The 18,869-nt window shown below is 62.4% G+C and carries 16 protein-coding genes and 1 tRNA gene; 4 read left to right on the top strand and 13 right to left on the bottom strand.

Features of this window, described 5'->3' with window-relative positions:
• Positions 1–126: 126 nt before the first annotated feature.
• The 5 genes from clpP to C5P05_RS18370 all read right to left on the bottom strand — a co-directional run bounded on the left by clpP (position 127) and on the right by C5P05_RS18370 (position 6,734).
• Positions 127–747 carry an ATP-dependent Clp endopeptidase proteolytic subunit ClpP gene (gene clpP, locus C5P05_RS18390; protein ID WP_269813947.1) on the bottom strand — a complete coding sequence of 207 codons (621 nt, stop codon included), beginning with the start codon at positions 745–747 and terminating at the stop codon, positions 127–129.
• Between the two features lie 122 nt (positions 748–869).
• Entirely contained in the window at positions 870–2,180 is a 1,311-nt protein-coding gene (gene tig / locus C5P05_RS18385) for a trigger factor (RefSeq protein ID WP_114971274.1), read from the bottom strand.
• An 82-nt stretch (positions 2,181–2,262) separates the two neighbouring features.
• Positions 2,263–2,349: transfer RNA gene (locus C5P05_RS18380), tRNA-Leu, on the bottom strand.
• A gap of 58 nt (positions 2,350–2,407) precedes the next feature.
• The gene (locus C5P05_RS18375; protein WP_114971273.1) at positions 2,408–5,560 is read right to left on the bottom strand and encodes an efflux RND transporter permease subunit; all 3,153 of its coding nucleotides are present in this window, start codon (positions 5,558–5,560) and stop codon (positions 2,408–2,410) included.
• A 7-nt stretch (positions 5,561–5,567) separates the two neighbouring features.
• Positions 5,568–6,734 carry an efflux RND transporter periplasmic adaptor subunit gene (locus tag C5P05_RS18370; RefSeq protein ID WP_114971272.1) on the bottom strand — a complete coding sequence of 389 codons (1,167 nt, stop codon included), beginning with the start codon at positions 6,732–6,734 and terminating at the stop codon, positions 5,568–5,570.
• A gap of 148 nt (positions 6,735–6,882) precedes the next feature.
• On the opposite strand from C5P05_RS18370, the gene hpnC reads away from it, so the two are divergent.
• Positions 6,883–7,770 (top strand): squalene synthase HpnC, encoded by an 888-nt coding sequence (hpnC, locus tag C5P05_RS18365; RefSeq protein WP_114971271.1) that lies wholly within the window; start codon positions 6,883–6,885, stop codon positions 7,768–7,770.
• 4 nt (positions 7,771–7,774) lie between these two features.
• On the opposite strand, the gene C5P05_RS18360 is transcribed toward hpnC, so the two are convergent.
• From C5P05_RS18360 to C5P05_RS18330, 7 genes are all read right to left on the bottom strand, one after another.
• Complete coding sequence (locus C5P05_RS18360; protein WP_114971270.1) at positions 7,775–8,131, bottom strand: RidA family protein; 357 nt, start codon at positions 8,129–8,131, stop codon at positions 7,775–7,777.
• 95 nt (positions 8,132–8,226) lie between these two features.
• Entirely contained in the window at positions 8,227–9,288 is a 1,062-nt protein-coding gene (speB, locus tag C5P05_RS18355) for an agmatinase (protein WP_114971269.1), read from the bottom strand.
• Positions 9,289–9,312: 24 nt separating this feature from the next.
• On the bottom strand, positions 9,313–10,308 hold the full coding sequence (locus tag C5P05_RS18350) for an ornithine cyclodeaminase family protein (RefSeq protein WP_114971268.1): 996 nt from the start codon (positions 10,306–10,308) through the stop codon (positions 9,313–9,315).
• A gap of 14 nt (positions 10,309–10,322) precedes the next feature.
• A complete protein-coding gene (locus tag C5P05_RS18345) occupies positions 10,323–11,381 on the bottom strand; it encodes an ABC transporter ATP-binding protein (RefSeq protein ID WP_232834564.1) in 1,059 nt (352 codons plus the stop codon).
• A 41-nt stretch (positions 11,382–11,422) separates the two neighbouring features.
• Positions 11,423–12,331 carry an ABC transporter permease gene (locus C5P05_RS18340; RefSeq protein ID WP_232834563.1) on the bottom strand — a complete coding sequence of 303 codons (909 nt, stop codon included), beginning with the start codon at positions 12,329–12,331 and terminating at the stop codon, positions 11,423–11,425.
• Complete coding sequence (locus tag C5P05_RS18335) at positions 12,331–13,188, bottom strand: ABC transporter permease (RefSeq protein ID WP_114971265.1); 858 nt, start codon at positions 13,186–13,188, stop codon at positions 12,331–12,333. The genes C5P05_RS18340 and C5P05_RS18335 overlap by 1 nt, the downstream gene beginning before the upstream one ends.
• Before the next feature lie 90 nt (positions 13,189–13,278).
• Positions 13,279–14,370, bottom strand: coding sequence for an ABC transporter substrate-binding protein (locus tag C5P05_RS18330; protein WP_114971264.1), 1,092 nt, complete (start codon positions 14,368–14,370; stop codon positions 13,279–13,281).
• 150 nt (positions 14,371–14,520) lie between these two features.
• On the opposite strand from C5P05_RS18330, the gene C5P05_RS18325 reads away from it, so the two are divergent.
• The 3 genes from C5P05_RS18325 to hpnE are packed head-to-tail and all read left to right on the top strand — an operon-like array spanning position 14,521 to position 17,653.
• Complete coding sequence (locus C5P05_RS18325) at positions 14,521–15,378, top strand: LysR family transcriptional regulator (protein ID WP_114971263.1); 858 nt, start codon at positions 14,521–14,523, stop codon at positions 15,376–15,378.
• 45 nt (positions 15,379–15,423) lie between these two features.
• On the top strand, positions 15,424–16,263 hold the full coding sequence (gene hpnD, locus C5P05_RS18320) for a presqualene diphosphate synthase HpnD (RefSeq protein WP_114971262.1): 840 nt from the start codon (positions 15,424–15,426) through the stop codon (positions 16,261–16,263).
• A 43-nt stretch (positions 16,264–16,306) separates the two neighbouring features.
• Entirely contained in the window at positions 16,307–17,653 is a 1,347-nt protein-coding gene (gene hpnE, locus C5P05_RS18315; RefSeq protein WP_114971261.1) for a hydroxysqualene dehydroxylase HpnE, read from the top strand.
• Here the strand turns inward: hpnE and C5P05_RS18310 are convergent.
• Positions 17,647–18,813: an ABC transporter substrate-binding protein gene (locus tag C5P05_RS18310; RefSeq protein ID WP_114971260.1), complete on the bottom strand. Its 1,167-nt coding sequence runs from the start codon at positions 18,811–18,813 to the stop codon at positions 17,647–17,649. The two genes, hpnE and C5P05_RS18310, sit on opposite strands and share 7 nt — an antisense overlap.
• Between the last annotated feature and the right edge of the window lie 56 nt (positions 18,814–18,869).

The raw sequence follows: 18,869 nt of genomic DNA, 5'->3' as shown, positions 1-18,869 counted from the left end.
TCGGAAGATTACCGAATGATACTCAAATAAAAACGGTGCGTTCTGTTACAGAAAGCACCGCGATCGTGACGAAACCGGCCCAACCTGCGCCGCAACGCCAATGCGTCAAGCGCCCTTTCAGAGTCGTTATGCCCGCTTCGAGATAACCTGGTCGATCAGCCCATATTCCTTGCATTCATCAGCGGACATATAGTAGTCACGCTCTGTATCGCGTTCAATGCGCTCCAAGGGCTGGCCGGTGCGTTCAGCCAAAATCTTGTTGAGCTGCTCGCGCGTCTTCAAGATCTCGCGAGCCTGAATTTCGATCTCGGTCGCCTGACCTTGACTACCGCCCGATGGCTGGTGAATCATGACTTTGGAGTTGGGCAAAGAGAAGCGCTTGCCCTTGGCTCCAGCGGCCAGCAAAAACGCACCCATGCTGGCTGCCATACCCGTACACAGGGTGGAGACAGCTGGCTTGATGAAGTTCATGGTGTCGTAAATCGCCATGCCCGCGCTGACCGAACCACCCGGTGAGTTGATATAGAAGGAAATATCCTTATCCGGGTTCTCGCTTTCCAAGAATAGCAACTGCGCGACAACCAAGTTTGCAACGTGGTCGTTGACCGGGCCCACCAGAAAGATGACGCGCTCTTTCAACAGGCGCGAATAAATGTCATAAGACCGCTCGCCGCGACCTGATTGCTCAATCACCATGGGGACCATGCCCAAGGCCTGCGTTTCCATTCCACCAAATCGCACGTTCATGCTGTCTCCAAATATGACGTTACTGTACAGAAAAAAAAGACTCACAAAGAAAATGGGGCTTACATCCAAGACTACAAGCCCGGCATAAGCCCCATTGCAGCCACACCGAAGCGGCTTAAACGTCAGTTTTGCGCCATCAACTCGTCAAAGGACACGGTCTTTTCGTTGATTTTGGCTTTGCTCAGCACGAATTCGGTCACATTGTTTTCGATCACGATGGCCTCGACTTCGGCCAGGCGATTGTTGTCGCTGTAGTACCAACGCATCACATCAGCCGGTTTTTCGTAGCTGCCAGCCAATTCTTCAATGTGCGCCTTGATCTGCTCGGTCTTGGCTTGCAGTTCATTGGAACGAACCAGTTCAGCAACCACCAGGCCCAGACGCACACGGCGTTCGGCTTGCGGACGGAACACATCGTCAGGAATCTGGGCTTTGTCGGCGTCCTTGATGCCGCGCTGCTTGAGGTCGGCGCGCGCGCCTTCCAGCAGGCGGCTGATTTCCGCTTGCACGCTGCTATTGGGTAGGTCCAGTTCGGCCTTGGCTACCAGGGCGTCCATGACAGCCTGCTTGTTACGGGCCAGCAAACGGAATTTGACTTCACGTTCCAGGTTCTTCTTGATGTCAGCGCGCAAGCCTTCAACTGTTGCATCAGCAATGCCGAGTGATTTGGCCAGGGCCTCGTTCACTTCGGGCAGGTGGGCGGCTTCGATTTTCTTGACGGTGACCATGAAGTCAGCGGTCTTGCCGGCGACATCCTTGCCATGGTACTCAGCGGGGAAGGCCAATTGAAAGGTCTTGCTTTCGCCGGACTTCATGCCACGGGTGGCTTCTTCAAATTCTTTCAACATCTGGCCATCGCCAATGATGAACTGGAAATCTTCCGCCTTGCCGCCGGAGAAGACTTCGCCGTCAATCTTGCCTTCAAAATCAACCGTCACGCGGTCGCTGTCTTGCGCTGCGGCATCTTGAGGACGCTGTGCGAAGGTGCGGCGCTGCTTGCGCAGGATGTCCAGGGTTTTGTCGATGGCGCTGTCGGTGACTTCAGCCGTGACTTTTTCCACTTCGGCCGTGGTCAGATCGCCAATTTTGACTTCTGGATAGACTTCGAACACGGCATCAAAAGCCATTTCGCCTTCAGGCGACGCTTCTGACTCGGTGATGCGGGGCTGGCCAGCGACGCGCAGCTTGGCTTCGTTGGCGGCGGTGGCAAAGGCCTCGCCGACCTTGTCGTTCATGACCTCGTAGTGAACCGAGTAACCGTAGCGCTGGGAGACCACGTTCATGGGCACTTTACCCGGGCGGAAACCGTCCATTTTGATGGTGCGCGCGAGCTTTTTCAGACGCGTGGCGACTTCAGTCTGGATCGTGCCGACGGGAAGGGTCAGCGTGATTTTTCGTTCCAGCTTTTCCAGGGTTTCAACGGTAACAGCCATATGGGTTCTCCAAAATCTTTAAATAGTAGAGGACAGAGCTTGTCGCTACGCGACTGCGGACTGTCCCGCAAATTCTCATCACTGGTGCGCGGGGGGGGACTCGAACCCCCATACCATTGCTGGCGTCAGGACCTAAACCTGGTGCGTCTACCAATTTCGCCACCCGCGCAAATTACAAAGGGGGAGGTCTTAAAGACCACCCCCTTGAAATCGGTCAACTGATTATTTTAACCTGCGGCGGGAGCCTCCCGGCGGACCCTGTACCAGGCCGCGTACATGGCAGGCAAGGCCAGCAGCGTCAAGACCGTGGCCACGATCAGCCCGCCCATGATGGCAACCGCCATGGGGCCCCAAAAAACGGAGCGTGACAGGGGGATCATCGCCAGCACGGCAGCCGCCGCCGTCAACACAATCGGGCGGGCCCGTCGCACCGTGGACTCCACAATGGCATCCCAGGCCGGAACACCCCGGGCACGATCCTGCTCGATCTGGTCAATCAGAATGACCGAATTGCGCTGGATCATGCCCATGAGGGCGATGACACCCAGCAGCGCGACGAAACCGAAGGGGCGATTGAGCAGCAGCAAGGCGCCTGCCACACCGGCAATCCCCATCGGCCCGGTCAGGAACACCAGCATGGAGCGGCTGAAACTGTGGAGTTGCAACATGAGCAAGGTGAACGTAATGAACAGCATGATGGGCACGCCCGCGACGATGGAGGCGGAGCCTTTGGAGCTTTCCTCCACCGCCCCCGCCACCTCGATGCGATAGCCTCTTTGCCCCGCAGCCAGCCACTTGGCTTCCAGTGCCTTCAAGCTGGGCAGCAACTGACTCGTGACGGTCGCACCCTGCAGGCCTTCGACGATGTCGCTCTGTACCGTGATGGCGTAGTCGCGGTTCTCGCGCCACATCACGCCGGGTTCCCAGGTGAAGACCGGCTTGGCGATTTGCGTCAGCGGAATCGAACGGCCCGATGCGGTGGGCAGGTAGGCATTGCCGATGTCGGTGATGGCGTTGCGCTCATCGAGCGGCTGGCGCAGCACGATGTCGATCAACTTGTCGCCTTCACGGAACTGGCCCACGGTCGAGCCCGCGAGCAGGACGCGCGCGCCCTGCGCGATCGACTGGCTGGTCACGCCCAGCGCCCGCGCCTTGGACTGGTCTATGTCGAGGCGTATCACCTTCACCGACTCGTTCCAGTTGTCGTTGACACCGCGGGTGTTGGGACTGGCGCGCATGAGCGCCTTCACCTCGTCGGCGCGCTCGCGCAGTACCAGCGGGTCGAGGCCCACCACGCGGAACTGCACCGGGAACGGCACCGGCGGGCCATTCGGCAAGAGCTTGACGCGGCCACGCACCTCGGGGAATTCCGTCGCCAGCAAGGCCGGCAGCTTGACGCGAAGCGACTCGCGCACCTTCAAATCCTTGGGCACGATGATGAACTGCGACACATTGCTTTGCGGAAACACCTGGTCCAGCGGCAGGTAAAAGCGCGGCACGCCCGAGCCAACCCAGGTGCTGACCGTGTCGACACCGGCCTCGCGCATGAAGCGCGCTTCCACGCGCCGGGCGACCTGCTGGTTGGCGGCAAACGAGGTGCCTTCCGGGAACCAGATGTCCACCAGGATTTCTGGCCGACTCGAATCCGGGAAGAATTGTTGCTGCACCCGACCCATGCCGACGATGCCCAAGGCAAAAATCAGGATCATGGCGCCGATGGTCAGCCAGCGGTGCTGCACGCACCAGTTCACGGCGTGGCGAAACCCGTTGTAGAACGGCGTATCGAAATGCTCGTGGTGGTTTTCGCCATTGGCGGCCTTGGGCTTCGCCTTGAGTAACAAGACACCCAGATAAGGCACGAAATACACCGAGACGAGCCAGCTCACCAGCAGCGCGATCACCGTCACGGCAAAAATGGCAAAGGTGTATTCACCCGTCACCGATTTGGCCATGCCGATGGGCAGGAAGCCCGCCGCCGTGATCAGCGTGCCCGTCAACATGGGCATGGCGGTGACTTCATAGGCAAAGGTGGCAGCGCGCACCTTGTCATAGCCCTCCTCCATCTTGCGCACCATCATTTCCACCGAAATGATGGCGTCGTCCACCAGCAGGCCGAGCGCGATGATGAGTGAGCCCAGCGAGATCTTGTGCAGGCCGATGCCCCAGTAATTCATGGCCAGAAAGGTGATGGCCAGCACCAGCGGAATCGTGATGCCCACCACCAGGCCCGGACGCATGTCCACGTACCAGCGCTTCCACAGGGGATGCTGGCCGGGCCGGCGGTGAAAGCCCAGCGCGATGAAACTCACCGCCAGCACGATCAGCACGGCCTCGATCAGCACGCTCACGAACTCATTGACCGACTTCGCCACGGCTTTGGGCTGATCCTGCAACTGCACGAAGTTGACGCCCGCGGGCAGGCTTTTTTCGATGCCGTCCGTCGCTGTTTTCAGTGCTTTGCCCAAGGCAATGATGTCGCCGCCCTTGCCCATGGAAACGCCTAACGCGATCACCTCCCGGCCCTGGTGCCGCACCTTGACCGCTGGCGGGTCGACATAGCCGCGCTGAATGTCGGCAATGTCGCCCAGTCGCAGCTGACTCCCCGAGGAACCCCGGATCGGCATGGCCTTGAGGTCCTCAATCCGGTTGAACTGCCCGGCCACGCGCACCTGAACCACATCCAGCGGGGTCTGCACGGCACCGGCCGACTCCACCGCGTTTTGCTGGCCCAGCTGCGCCAGCACCTGGGTCATGTCCAGGCCGAGTTGCGCCAGGCGCTTCTGGGAGATGTCGATGAAGAGTTTTTCGTCCTGTGCGCCAAACAGCTCCACCTTGGCCACGTCCGGCACGCGCAAGAGCTTCTGACGCACATCGTCGGCAAAGGTCTTGAGCTCGGCGTAACTGAAGCCATCGGATTCCAGCGCGTAGATCACGCCATACACATCGCCAAAATCATCGTTGAAGAAAGGCCCTTGCACGTTGGCGGGCAGCGTGCCGCGCATGTCGCCCACTTTTTTACGCACCGTGTACCAGACGTTGGCAACGTCCGCGGCCCTGGAGGAATCCTTGATCTGGAAAATGATCTGCGACTCGCCCGGCTTGGAATAGCTGCGGATCTTGTCGGCGTACGGTGCTTCCTGCAGCGTGCGCTCGATCTTGTCGGTGACCTGCTCGGCCACTTGCTGGGCGGTGGCGCCCGGCCAGTAGGTGCGCACCACCATGGCGCGAAAGGTGAACGGCGGGTCTTCGTCCTGCCCCAGCTGGAAGTAGGCCGCCAGGCCCAGCAGCATCAGGACAATCATCAAATAACGGGTGAACGCAGGATGGTCCAGCGCCCACTTGGAGAGGTTAAAACTCTCTTTGGTTTTTTCCAGGCTCATGGCTGTCTCACTTTGCCGCCGGGGCGCTGGCGGGTGCCATGGACGCTACTGAATTAATAGCCGTCTGCGCAGTATCAACGGGGGCTACAGCCTGTATTTCCTTATAAATTGTGACTTTTTGACCGGGCGACAGCACATGCACGCCGGCCACTACCACTCGCATACCAGGCTGCAGGCCACCGGCGACCACCACCTCATTGCCGTCCGCGGTGGCGATTTGCACCGGCTGCAGCCGGACCGTCATGCTGGCGGGCTCCAGCACCCAGACGGCGGACTGTTTTCCATCCTGGCGGAAGGCGCTGGTGGGCAGCTTGATGACTTGCACACCGCTGCGGTCGAAAGCCTGCGGCACGACCGTCACGGTTGTGCCCAGGGCCACGGCGTCCTTGACGTCAAGCGACACTTTCACGCCAAAGGTGCGGGTAATCGGGTCGGCACTGGCCGCGACCTCACGCACCACACCCTTGAGCGTGGTGTTGGCCGACCACAGCCGCACGTCCACGCCCGAGCCGGGTTTGATCAGCGCCACCCGGTCTTCCGGGACGGCAAACACCGCATCGCGCGGGCCATCCTGCGCAATCCGTACCACCGGCGTGCCGGCCGTGACCACCTGACCCGGCTCGGCTTCCACCGCCGTCACCACGCCAGACACATCGGCCACCAGCCGGGTGTAAGACGCCTGGTTGCCCTGGCCCGACAACTGCGCCTGCGCCTGCTCCAGTTGGGCCTGCGCGGCTTTCAAAGTAGTTTCACGCCGCTCCAATTCCGCGCCACTGATGAAATTCTGGTCGCGCAATTCCTTGTAGCGCTTGAAATCGGCGGCGGCCAAATCACGGTTGGTCCGGGCCGCGGCCACCTGCGCCCGCGCCGCTTGCGCCGCCAGCTGGTAGTCCTGCGGGTCCAGCTGCGCCAGCACATCACCGGCTTTGACCCGCTGGCCCAGCTCCGCCTGGCGCCGCACGATCTTGCCGCCCACCCGGAACCCCAGCCGGGACTCGACGCGTGCCCGCACTTCGCCGGCGAATTCGGCACCGGAGCGCATGCTGTCCAAGCCCACCGTGGTGATTTTCACGGCACGAATGGGCTCCTCTGGCGGCGCAGGCTTGGAGCAGGCGGCCACTAAAAACGCCGCCGCTATGAGCATCGCCCCTGTTTGAATTGACTTGTTGGGCATGGTGAATACGTATGAATAGGTGGGAAGGAGAGACTGGCCAATACCTACTAATGACCAACTGGTTAGTAATTTAGTGTAAACGCAAATCGCTGTCAAGAGACAGGAGGCGTCATATCGACGGCGAACGGCTTGCGGGCAAAATCGACCCATGCTCCAACCCGCACCCGCCGCCCCGCCCGCCCCGATCCAGCACTATGAGAACTTTCCGGTGGCGTCCTTTCTGTGCCCTGCGCACTTGCGAGCCCCCATCGCGGCCATCTACCACTTCGCCCGTACCGCCGATGACCTGGCGGATGAAGGCGACGCCACGCCGCAGCAGCGCCTGGACGACCTGCAGGCCTACCGCCGGGAACTGACGGCCGCCTGTCGACCCGCCAGCCCCAGCACGGATGAGAAGCAGACGTTCAGCCCGCGTTGGGCGCAAGTGTTCGGCCCGCTGCAATTCGCGATTCACGCGCACCAGCTCCCCGTGCAGGCCTTGCACGATCTGCTGGATGCGTTTGTGCAGGATGTGGAAAAAAGCCGGGACGGTGCAGGCTATGCCTCCGAGTCGGAACTGCTGGACTATTGCCGCCGCTCGGCCAACCCGGTGGGGCGGCTGCTGCTGCACCTCTACGGCGTGACCGACGCGCAGGCCCTGGCCCGCAGCGATGACATCTGCACCGCCTTGCAACTGATCAATTTCTGGCAGGACCCCAGCGTGGACATTCCCAGGGGGCGCTACTACTTTCCGCAAGAGGACTGCACCCGGCTGGGCGTTGCGCCGGCCGACCTGTTGGCCTGCAGGCAAACCCAGAATGCTACAAAATTAATAGCTTCCTGCGCACATTCGGCGAGGGCCAGGATGCTAAAAGGCTCTAAATTGGTGCACCAGATCCCGGGCCGCGCCGGCTGGGAACTGCGGCTGGTGGTGCAAGGCGGCCTGCGCATTCTGGACCGCATAGAAGCCCTGCAATTTGCCACGCTTCAGCACCGCCCCACCTTGAAGTGGTGGGACTTTCCCGTGATGCTGTGGCGCGCCTGGCGTATGAGCTGAAGCCTCAGGGCTGGGCGGCAATCACCCCAATCTCCACACCGTACTCCGGGCCCGCCAGACGCGCGCTGAGCACCGTGGCCCGTGCCGGCGTGGTGCCTGGCACGACCCAGGCTTCCCAGGCGCGATTCATGTCGGCAAAGGTGTCCATGTCGGTGAGCCAGATGGTGGCACTCAATATGCGAGATTTGTCGCTGCCGGCCGCGGCCAGCAAACGATCGATGCTGGCCAGCACCTGCTGGGTTTGGGTGAAGATGCTGGGACCGGCATCGTGGTCGGCCACTTGGCCGGCCAGGTAAATGGTTTTCTGGTGCACCACGGCTTGTGACATGCGGGGACCGGTTTCAATGCGCTGGATGGACATAATTTTCCTGGAAGTTAAAAGTTAAAGAAAGATGCAAAAGTGTAGCTCTGGGGATCGCTTGACTACGGTCTGGCCATTGCGTGCTCATCTCTCGGTCAGCGCCTGGCCATCGCCGGTGACAAAGCGACCAGGCACAGGATTTCGAACAGCATCTGGGCGCCCACCTGGGCGGTGTTGCTGGTCGGATCGTGCTGCGGCGCGACCTCCATCACGTCGCCGCCGACGATGTTCAGGCCGGCCAGGCCACGCAACAAGGTGAGCACTTCACGCGGCGTCAGTCCACCCACTTCGGGCGTGCCGGTACCCGGCGCGTAGGCCGGGTCCAGGCTGTCCACGTCAAACGTCACATAGGTCGGGCCATCGCCCACCACCTCCCAGGCGCGCCGGATCACGGCCTCCACCCCCATTTTGGAAAACTCCTCGGCGTGGATCACGGTCATGCCGGAATCAAAGGAAAACTCCCACAAATATTCGGCCCCGCCGCGGATGCCGATCTGGATGCAGCGACGCGGGTCCAGCACGCCCGCCAGCACCGCTTCGCGGAACGGCCCGCCATGGTGGAATTTGGAGCCTTCGTAGCTGCCTGCGGTATCGCAATGCGCATCGATGTGCACCATGCCCACCGGCCGATCCCGCCCCACCGCTTTCAGAATGGAACCGGTGATCGAATGGTCGCCGCCCACGGCCAGCGGAATCACGCCGGCCTGCACGACCTGGTTGAAACAGGCCTCGATATCGGCATGGCATTCGTCCAGGTTGAAGCGGCTGCGCATGGGCACATCGCCCACATCGGCCATTTTCAGCCGGGTGATGGGCGCCATGCCCAGCGCGTGTTCGTACGGTCCGATCCGCTCCACATTGCGCACGGCGCGGGGTCCCAGACGGGCGCCGGCGCGGTTGGTCACGCCCAGGTCCATGGGGACGCCGATCAGCGCCACATCCAGACCCGCCAGATTGGGCCTGGGCTGGGCCAGGCCGTCCGGCCGGTGAGGGGCGTCCAGAAACGTGCTGACATCGGAAAACGGCCACTTGCGGCCGTCCGAGCTGCTGAAGATCTGCTCCGCCACGGCCTTGAAAGCCGGGTTAAACATGTCGGCGCCCGAGGCGTCGGCATAGCGGGCGCGCAAGCGGGCCAGGTGTTCTGCGTTGGTAGTCATGGAAGGGTTCATGTTGGGAAAAAGTTAAACCGCTGGGCGGCTGCGCGACAGCCGGTCCAGGCACAGGCGTGCGGCGGCGAGGTCTTCCAGCGCCGCCCCGACGGATTTGAAAACGGTGATGTCGGCGTCAGCGCGCGCCATCGGGGTGGCGGCCCGGCACAGATCGGCCAGCTCGCCCCGGATGCGGGCACGCGCCAGGGCCCCCGAGGCCAGCGCCTGGACCAGGTCGCCCGCCTCTGCCAGACCGCCGGCCAGGGTGTCGCACCAGACCGAGGCGGCGCGTTCGAACACGGCGTCATCGGCCTCGCGCATTTGCGGCGTGAAGGCGCCGACCAGGTCGACGTGCGTGCCCGGGCGCAGCCAGGCACCGTGCAGCACGGAGGTTTTGGACAAGGTGGCGCAACTGATGATGTCGGCCTGGGCGCAGGCGTCTTCCAGCGCGGTGACGGGTTCAGCGTTCAGACCCAGGGCTTGCAAGGCGTCGGCACTGGCTTGTGCCTTGGCCGGCGAGCGGCCCCACACCAGCACCCGTTCGATCGGGCGCACCTGGGCATGGGCCAGGGGCAGGTACTGCGACAGACGGCCGGTTCCGACCATCAACAAGGTGCGGCTGTCGGCTCGCGAGAGAAAGCGGCTGGCCAGGGCCGAGGCCGCCGCCGTGCGGCGCGCCGTCAACTCACCGGCCTCCAGCACCGCCTGCGGACGGCCGCTGGCGCCGTCCATCAACACATACAGGCCGTGGATCGAGGGCAGGCTCAGCTGGTGGTTGTCGGGGTAGACCGCCACCAGTTTGACGCCCACGCCCAGGCCGGTGCTCCAGGCCGGCATGGACAGCAAGACCGGCGTGCTGCTGCCGCTGCCCATGCCCTCCATGTGGTAGTGGCCCCGCGTGGGAGTGCTCAGGTCGGTCGCTGCAAAGGCATTTTGCAAAGCCTGCAGCAGCTCTGGCCAGGGCAAACACCGGGCCACGGTCGCGGCGTCGACAAAAACAGGCGCGCTTGAAAGTTCAGAGGTGTTCATAGATTATTTTTCGTTCAAGCCGCAAACACCGAGCAGCGCCCGGCATCGAAAAGCACATCCACGCGCTGCCCGCAGCGGGCGCTTTGAAACTGGGCGCTGCTGCCGTGGGCCCGCAGGCGCTGCGCGCCGCAACGCAGAATCAGTTCGGACTTGGCGCCCAGATCGCGCAGGAAATCAATCTCGCCGGCGATGCTGTTGGCTCGCTGCACTGCATGGGCCTGGGCGGCTTCAAACTGGATATCTTCGGAGCGCACCGCCACGGTCACCCGACTGCCGGCGGACAAAGTCGTGGGCAGCGCCAGCGGGCTTCCCAGCACCTCGATCACGCCCGGGCCGCGCACCACGCCGGGCAGCAGGTTGGCGGCCCCGAGGAACTCGGCGACAAACGCATTGGCCGGTTGGCGGTAGACCTGCGAGGGCGTATCGCACTGCTGGATGCGCCCGCCGTTCAGCACCACCAGGCGATCCGACAACATCATGGCTTCGTGCTGGTCGTGTGTGACCACGATGGTGGTCACACCAAACTGCTGCTGCAGCTGGCGCAGCTCGATTTGCATGCTGTCGCGCAGCTGGGCGTCCAGGGCCGACAGCGGCTCGTCCAGCAAGAACAGATTGGGCGGCACGGCCAGCGCGCGCGCAATCGCCACGCGCTGGCGCTGCCCGCCCGACAGCGCCGACACCGGACGGTCGGCAATCGCCGGCAGTTGCACCATGTGCAGCAACTCCTCGACGCGGCTGGCGCGCTGCGCCGGGGCCACCCCTTTGAGCTTCATGCCGTAGGCAATGTTCTCGGCCACCGTCATGTGCGGAAACAGCGCCAGCGACTGGAACACCATGCCAAAGCCGCGCCGGTGCGGCGCCACGTGGTTGATGTCCTGACCGTCCAGCAAGAGCTGGCCGCTGCTGGCATGCTCGAAGCCGGAAACAATGCGCAGCAGCGTGGTCTTGCCACAGCCCGAGGGTCCGAGCAGACACACAAATTCGCCGCGCGCGATGCTCAGGTTCACGTCGCTGAGCACCTCCGCCGCGCCGAAGCGCTTGCCGATGCCCCGAAGTTCCAGATGTTTGTCCATATGCAGAGTTCTTTCGTTGATCAGGTTTTGGGAGGCGGTGCTCAAAACAGACTGCCTTTGCCTGCCACGAGCTTGTCGACCCAGGCGATCAAGGCCACGTCGAGCGCGATGATCAGGGTCGAAATGGCCAGGGTGGTGGGGTCCAGCGAGGACACGGTGCGGCTGTACATCCAGATCGGCAAGGTGCGCACGTCGATCGTGTACATGAAGAAAGTCACCGTGAACTCGTTGAATGAAATGATGAAGGCGAAGATCAGGCCGGCCATGATCCCCGGCTTCATCAGCGGCACGACCACGTGCCGGATCGCCTGCAGGGGCGAGGCGCCCAGCGACATGGCGGCCTCTTCCAGGTCCACCCCGACACCGTTCATGGCGCTCAGGCAATTGCGCAGGACAAAAGGCAGCGCCAGCGTGATGTGCGGAATGGCCAGGCGAAACAGACCCAGATCGACACCGGTCTCGCGGCTGAGCGCTTCGGTCATGAGCAGATAGGCCACGCCCAGCACCACCAGCGGAAACACGATGGGCAGGGTGAACAGCAGCTCGGCCAGCTGGCGCCAGCGCCCGAGGCTGCGCACCAGGGCATAGGACAGTGGCACACACACGCAGACACTGGCCAGCATGGTGACGAGGCCCACGATAAAGCTGCTGCTCATGGCACTGAAGGCCGACATCGTGCCCTCGCTTTTTTCGCCAAACAGCACATCGATGGCGGCACCGTACCAGCGCAGCGAGAGCGAGCTGGGTGGAAAGTCCAGGTTGGTGCCGCCCGAGAACGACATGATCAGGATGATCACCACGGGCAGCGCGGCGATGAGCAGGCCCAGCCCCGCCAGCGTGCCCATGACCAGCCCGAACGAGCCGCGCCCGGTGTGAGCGCGGGCTGAAGACGGGGTGGAGGACGTGGTGGAAGACATGGTTGGCGGCGTGATTGAAGTTGTGGTGGCCATCAACGTGCTCCCTGCCATTGCGTGGCGCGTGTGGACAGCCAGGTGGCGGCCGACAGGCTGATCAGCGTGATGGCGATGAGCGACACGCCGGCCGCCGCTGCGCCAGCCCAGTCAAACATCGGTGAAATCATGTCGCGTATGGCCACCCCCATGGTCTGGACGCGGCGTCCACCCAGCAGCAGGGGCACGGCGAAGGCACTGGCGTTGAAGGCAAACACAATCGAGGCCGCGCCTATCAGCCCCGGCTTGAGCAGTGGTAGCGTGATGTCACGGAACGAGCGCCAGGGCTGAGCCCCCAGGCTGGCGCTGGCTTCCAGGTACTGCACCGAGATGGCGCGCATCGAGCCCAGGATCGGAAACACGGCCAGCGGCAAAGCGGTTTGCACCAGGCCGACCAGCACACCGATTTCGTTGAACAGCAATTGAATGGGCCGGTCAACAAGGCCCAGCTTAAGCAGCACCCCGTTGATGATGCCGTTGGGGCCCAGCACCATGATCCAGCCATAGGACTGAATCAGCAGATTCAAAATCATGGGCAGCAGAATCAGACTCGTGACAACCCGCCGCCAGATCGGTTGCTGAATCGACGCCATCAGCATGGCGACCGGCACCGCCAGCACCAGGCAAATGACGGTGCTGAGTGCCGCCAGTTTCAGCGTGAGGAGCACGGAGCGCAGAAAGAACGGGTCGAGCAGGCCCGCATAGCGCTCCAGGCTGAAACCCGCAATCTCCTGCGTTTCCGCCGAAAAGGAAAAGCGCAGCACAAACAGCACCGCCATCAAAAATGGCAGCAGCAGCACGATGGCCGGCAGGGCCAGCAGCGCCAGCCGCAGGCGCCCGGAAGAGGATGAGGACATGGTGAGATTCTCCTGACGGCCGGACCGCCATCAGGCGATCCGGTCGTGTGTGGCAAGAACAGGAAGGGTCAGCGGACGATCAGCAGACGATCAGGAGAAGGTCTGCGTGTAGCGCTTGATCCAGCTGTCGCGCACACCGGCGATCACCGCCTTGTCATGGATCACCGCCGTCGAGCCGAGTTGCTCGGGCTTGATGATGAAGGGGCTCTTTTTGGCCTCGGCTGACAGCACGGCTTTCAGGTTGACCGGACCGTTGAGCACGTCTTCCGCCATTTTTCCCTGCACCACCGGGTCCAGCGTGTGGTTGAGGAAGGCGTGAATCACGGAAGACTCACCGGGATGGGCCTTGGGCATGATGGTGTACATCAGGTCGGCAAAAAAGCCTTCCTTCAGGTTGTAGGTGGCACCCAGGCCGGAATTCGGGTCCTTGAGCTCTTTCGCAAAAAACGCCGGCGCGTACACGGCACCAATGTCCAGCGAGTTGGAACGGAAGAGCTCGGCAATCTGCGTCGGGTTCTCGCCAAAGGTCAGCACCCGGTCTTTGAGTTCGGCCAGCTTCTTGAAGCCGCCTTCCGCATTGGTCGCGCTGCCGCCGGTCAGCATGGCCGCGGCCACGATGGTGTCTAGGGAATCGGTCCAGGTCGCTGGCGGCAAAAACACCCGCTTGGCATATTTGGGGTTCCACATTTCCTCGTAGCTGGTCGGCGCCGCTTTGAAGGTGCGGGTGTTGTAGAGCATGCCGCCGGTCCACAACAGGTAGCCAATGCCATGGCCATCGGCGCCGGTGCGAAAACGCGGGTCGACGCTTTGCAGGTTGGGCAACTGGTTCAGGTCGGGTTTTTCCAGCAGTCCGGCCTTGGCCAGGGTCACGGCGCCCACACCGGCCAGCGTGATCACGTCGTATTGCGGGCGGCTACCGCCGGCCTTGAGCTTGGCGACCATCTCGGAGGTGCTGCCGGTGCGGTCGGCAATCACTTTGGCGCCGGTTTGTTCCTCGAACGTTTGACAGATGTTGCGCAGCACGGCCAGGCCCGTGTCGTCCGACCAGGTCAGGATGCGCACGGTCTTGCCAGCGAACCGGCGATTTTGCGCCAGCGCGTTGAGGGCCGGAAAGCCCAAAGCCGTTGAAGCCAACGCTGCACCGGCCTTGACCAGGGTGCGCCGTTTGATGTCGTGTGTCATGTTGCTTTCTCCTGTGAATGGATATAAGAATATTTTGCTGCCCTGAGAAATCTCGCCTCCAAAGCCGTCAAAAAATCTCAAAGCAATCGTAATGGCTCTGCTAAAGTGGCGATAGCCATAAAATTGTCGTACCCCTATCAATAAAACTGAATGCAAGACTTGGACCCGCACCTGTTGCGTGCATTTTTGTCGGTGATTGACGTGGGCACCGTCAACGGCGCCGCTGCGGCGCTGCATCGCACCCAGGCCGCCGTCAGCATGCAGATCCGGCGCCTGGAAGATATCGCTGGCGCCCCTTTGTTCGAGCGCTCCTCCAAGGGCTTGACGGCCAATGCCGAGGGCCGGGTCCTGGAGCCCTATGCGCGTGAAATTCTGACACTCAGTGATGAGGCCAGGCAGCGCATCAGCGGCCAACGCATGGAAGGAAGGGTCAAGCTCGGGGTGGTGGAAGACTTTGCCGCGACGCGCTTGATTGACATTTTGAAGTCCTTCCGCGACCAGAACCCCAAGGTGCATCTGGACCTGATCATTGCCGGCAACCGGCAACTGGCCGCGCTGTTTGAACAGGACAAACTCGACTTGCTGATCTGCGACACCCAGGAAGTCGCGCACTGGCCCTTGGTCGAATGGCCCGAGCAGTTGCTGTGGGTGGTGCGCTCCGACCTGACCTTGGTGCCGGACGATGCGCTGCCGGTGGTGATGTTCACCGACGGCTGTCCCTGGCGCACCCGTGTCATGGCCTCGCTGGCCGACAGCGAACTGAACTGGAACATGGTGTGCGAGGCCTCGACGCTGGTGGCGATGGCCACCGCCGTGCAGGTTGGCATTGGTATCGGGCCCATGATTTCAGCCACCATTCCACCCGGCTGCCGCGTGCTGGCCGCCGCGCGCGAATTCCCAACCGCGATTCAGATCGGGATTGGCCTGTACGCCCGCGCCGGTGCTTCCGCGGAGGCCAACTACTTGGCCGACTTCATGACCCGCATGCCAGGCCGACTGGCGGTCTGATGTCACGCGCGCTGATTAAACTAGGCGCCTTAGCCAGAACCCTCCATGACTCCACAAGACTATGTTCAGCAAAAAGCTGTCGCCTCCGGCAGCAGCTTTTATTACGCTTTTTTATTTTTACCCAAGCCCCGGCGCGCCGCCATCACCGCGTTCTACGCCTTTTGCCGCGAGGTCGACGATGTGGTGGACGACATGGTCGACCCCGGCGTGGCAGCCACCAAGCTGGCCTGGTGGCAGGGCGAAGTGGCCCAGTCGTTTGCCGGCCAAGCCAGCCACCCGGTCATGAAAGCGCTGATGCCACTGGCCGCCGATTACCAGATCGAGCAACGCCACCTGCAGGCTGTGATCGAAGGCTGCCAGATGGACCTGGCGCAATCTCGCTACCTGGACTATGCCGGTCTGCAGCGTTACTGCCATCTGGTGGCCGGCGTGGTGGGCGAAGTGGCGGCCAATATCTTCGGTCAGACGCAGCCCGCCACCACGATTTACGCGCACAAGCTGGGCCAGGCGCTGCAGCTCACCAACATCATTCGCGACGTCGGCGAAGACGCGCTGCGCGGGCGCATCTACCTGCCCATGAACGAGTTGCAGCAGTTTGACGTCAAGGCGAATGAAATCCTCAAGCGCACTTACTCGGACCGTTTCACGGCCCTCATGAAGTTCCAGGCGCAGCGCGCCCAGGGCCTGTACGACGAGGCCTTGGCCCTGCTGCCGCCCGCCGACCGCCGCGCGCAAAAACCGGGGCTGATGATGGCCAGCATCTACCGCGCCTTGCTGAGCGAGATTGAACGCGACAACTTCCAGGTGCTGCACCAGCGCGTCAGCCTCACGCCCTTGCGCAAGCTGTGGCTGGCGTGGAAGGTGCAGGCGTTGGGAAGAATTTGATGGCCCTCACGCTGGCCACTGTGGCGCTGCCCCGCACCCATAAATGAAAATTGCCATCATCGGCGCCGGCTGGGCGGGCATGGCCGCTGCGGTCGAGGCCACGCAGGCCGGTCATCATGCTATTGTTTTTGAAGCATCTCGCGCAGTCGGTGGGCGGGCTAGGGTCTTAAACAGCATATTACCCAACGGCACCCCGGTGACGCTGGACAACGGCCAGCATATTCTGATTGGCGCCTATACCGAGACTCTCAGCATGATGCGCCGGGTCGGCGTACAAGCGGAAACTGCCCTGCTGCAACTGCCCATGACGCTGCTGTTTCCGGACGGCCTGGGCTTGCGCTTTTCCAGCTGGCCGACGCCGCTGGACGCATTGGCCGGCATTGTGTCGGCGCGCGGCTGGACGGTGGCGGACAAGTGGTCCTTGCTGCGCGCCGCCACGGGCTGGCAGCGTCAAGGCTTTCAGTGCGAGGCCAGCACCTCGGTCACTCAACTTTGCCAGGGCTTGCGCCCGCGTGTGATAGCCGAATTGATTGAGCCGCTGTGTGTATCAGCCCTCAACACGCCGGCCGGGCGGGCCAGCGCGCAGGTGTTTTTGCGCGTTTTGCAAGATGCCCTGTTTGGCGTGCAGGGCGGCTCCCGCCTGCTGCTGCCGCGTGTGGATCTGTCCGAACTTTTCCCCGCTGCCGCGGCGCACTGGTTGACACAGCAGGGCGGGCAGATGCGACTGGGCACACGGTTGGAGGCGGTCGTGCCGCTGGCTGCGCAGTGGCAGCTTGACGGTGAAGTGTTCGACACCGTGATTTTCGCCACATCAGCATCAGAATCAACCAGAGCCCTGGAAAACAGTGCTCAGGTAGCTCCTGATTCAATAGCAAACAAAATCTGGCAATGGACCGGCGTGACGCGAAGCCTGCAGTTTGAAGCCATCACCACCGTCTATGCCTGGGGCGCCGGTGCGGCCCTGCCGCACCCGATGCTGACCCTGCGCAGCAGCAGCGCCGGCGCCACCACATCGTCCACCGATGCGCCCCCCGCGCCAGCGCAGTTTGTGTTTGACCGCGGTCAGCTCGGCGGTCCGCCAGGCCTGCTCGCCTTTGTGATCAGTGCCAGCACGGGCGAGCGCGAGACGCTGCAGTCGCAGGTGCTGATGCAAGCGCAGCAGCAACTCGGCCTGCAACTGCAGGCGGTTCAAACCATTGTCGAAAAACGCGCCACTTTTGCCTGCACGCCCGGCCTGCAGCGCCCTGCCCTGCAAATTGCACCCGGTCTGCTGGCCTGCGGCGACTACGTGGATGGGCCCTACCCGGCCACGCTGGAAGGGGCTGTGCGCAGCGGCATCGCCGCGGTCCACCTCGCCACAGCCGACTTGCGAAGCAGCGGGGGTCAGTGACGGAACCGGGACTCGCGCGTCACGATCGCGAGATCAACAAAGGCTAGGCCCTGGTGGTTGTCACGCATGTAGCTGCTTTTCAGGCCATTCAGGTCAAGCGTCGCACCGTCAAGTGCGGCGACGAAGCTTTCGCGCGTTGGATTGGAGCCGGCCAGACGCAGTGCCAGCACCAAAGCCTTGGCCGTCACATAACCCTCCAGACTGCCGTAAGAAAAGTCCTGCCCTGGTTTGACGCGTGAAAACGCTTCCTGGTATTCGCGGGTGATCGCGGTTTTGCGCTCCCACGGACTGGGCACCACCTGCGTGAAAATCATGCCATGGGCAAGGTCGCCCAAGTGCTGCACCAACTGCGCGGAGGCAGAGTTGACGCCGTAAAAAGCGGTGCGTACGCCCTTGGTGCGGGCCTTGCGAATCAGTTTTTCGTAGATGCCAATGCTGCCGTGATTGAACACCATGTGCGCGCCAGCCCGCTCCAGCTGCTGTGCCAGCTGGTCGACTTGAACATCAGTCACCTCTGATTTGAAGGGCAGATCGGCCACCAACTCCATGCCAAGCTCCTGGCAAAGCAGCTTGACGTTGGCAAGGTGCTGAGCACCCACATCGGAATCTGACCGCAGAAAAGCCACTCTGTGCATGCCCAGGCTCTTGGCGTGCCCGATGAGCATGCGAAATTCTTCACGGTGTTCCGCACGCACCGGAAACACCAGGGCCTGGTAGGGCCGGCGCAGCGTCGGTGAACCGGCCATGGGGCCGAAAAACGGCACTTTGAGATCGGTCGCTGCTTTCATCACCGCCGTGGATGGCCCGCCTTCAATGGAGCCAAACAGCAGGAAGACCTTGTCTTGCTCGACCAGTTGCCGCGCATTGGCTTCTGCCGTGGCAGTCTTGTTATCGTCGTCCAGTGTCTTGAGCGCGATCTGGCGACCATTCACCCCGCCCCGGCCGTTGACGCCATCAAGGTAAGTTTGCATGCCAGCGACGACGGCTGCGCCGTAGTCGTTCTTTCCGCTTTGCAGCGTAATGCTCTGGCCAATCAGAATTTGCTGCGCCGTGACGCCGTCGGCGCCCTGCGCGGTGACAGCCGCCAGCAGCGCAACCGTCGCGGCCAGTTTTCTTATATCGCGCGTCACCGCGCCCATCCCTGGATCAAACCAACTCATGACACTCCCTGCGTTTTTTGCCAATTATGCCGGTGCTGCAGGCTGGCTGTGGCGGT

Source organism: Rhodoferax ferrireducens (assembly GCF_003347515.1).
GTDB lineage: Bacteria > Pseudomonadota > Gammaproteobacteria > Burkholderiales > Burkholderiaceae_C > Rhodoferax.
The sequence above is the reverse complement of the archived record's forward strand: the minus strand, read 5'-3'. Positions and strand labels throughout refer to the sequence as shown.

Coding starts and splice junctions, on each gene's coding strand:
- C5P05_RS18370 (WP_114971272.1), bottom strand. CDS start 6,734: ATGCCCAACAAGTCAATTCAAACAGGGGCGATGCTCATAGCGGCGGCG.
- speB (WP_114971269.1), bottom strand. CDS start 9,288: ATGACTACCAACGCAGAACACCTGGCCCGCTTGCGCGCCCGCTATGCC.
- tig (WP_114971274.1), bottom strand. CDS start 2,180: ATGGCTGTTACCGTTGAAACCCTGGAAAAGCTGGAACGAAAAATCACG.
- hpnE (WP_114971261.1), top strand. CDS start 16,307: ATGAAAATTGCCATCATCGGCGCCGGCTGGGCGGGCATGGCCGCTGCG.
- C5P05_RS18335 (WP_114971265.1), bottom strand. CDS start 13,188: ATGTCCTCATCCTCTTCCGGGCGCCTGCGGCTGGCGCTGCTGGCCCTG.
- C5P05_RS18325 (WP_114971263.1), top strand. CDS start 14,521: ATGCAAGACTTGGACCCGCACCTGTTGCGTGCATTTTTGTCGGTGATT.
- C5P05_RS18330 (WP_114971264.1), bottom strand. CDS start 14,370: ATGACACACGACATCAAACGGCGCACCCTGGTCAAGGCCGGTGCAGCG.
- C5P05_RS18360 (WP_114971270.1), bottom strand. CDS start 8,131: ATGTCCATCCAGCGCATTGAAACCGGTCCCCGCATGTCACAAGCCGTG.
- clpP (WP_269813947.1), bottom strand. CDS start 747: ATGAACGTGCGATTTGGTGGAATGGAAACGCAGGCCTTGGGCATGGTC.
- C5P05_RS18310 (WP_114971260.1), bottom strand. CDS start 18,813: ATGAGTTGGTTTGATCCAGGGATGGGCGCGGTGACGCGCGATATAAGA.
- C5P05_RS18345 (WP_232834564.1), bottom strand. CDS start 11,381: ATGGACAAACATCTGGAACTTCGGGGCATCGGCAAGCGCTTCGGCGCG.
- C5P05_RS18350 (WP_114971268.1), bottom strand. CDS start 10,308: ATGAACACCTCTGAACTTTCAAGCGCGCCTGTTTTTGTCGACGCCGCG.
- C5P05_RS18340 (WP_232834563.1), bottom strand. CDS start 12,331: ATGGCCACCACAACTTCAATCACGCCGCCAACCATGTCTTCCACCACG.
- hpnD (WP_114971262.1), top strand. CDS start 15,424: ATGACTCCACAAGACTATGTTCAGCAAAAAGCTGTCGCCTCCGGCAGC.
- C5P05_RS18375 (WP_114971273.1), bottom strand. CDS start 5,560: ATGAGCCTGGAAAAAACCAAAGAGAGTTTTAACCTCTCCAAGTGGGCG.
- hpnC (WP_114971271.1), top strand. CDS start 6,883: ATGCTCCAACCCGCACCCGCCGCCCCGCCCGCCCCGATCCAGCACTAT.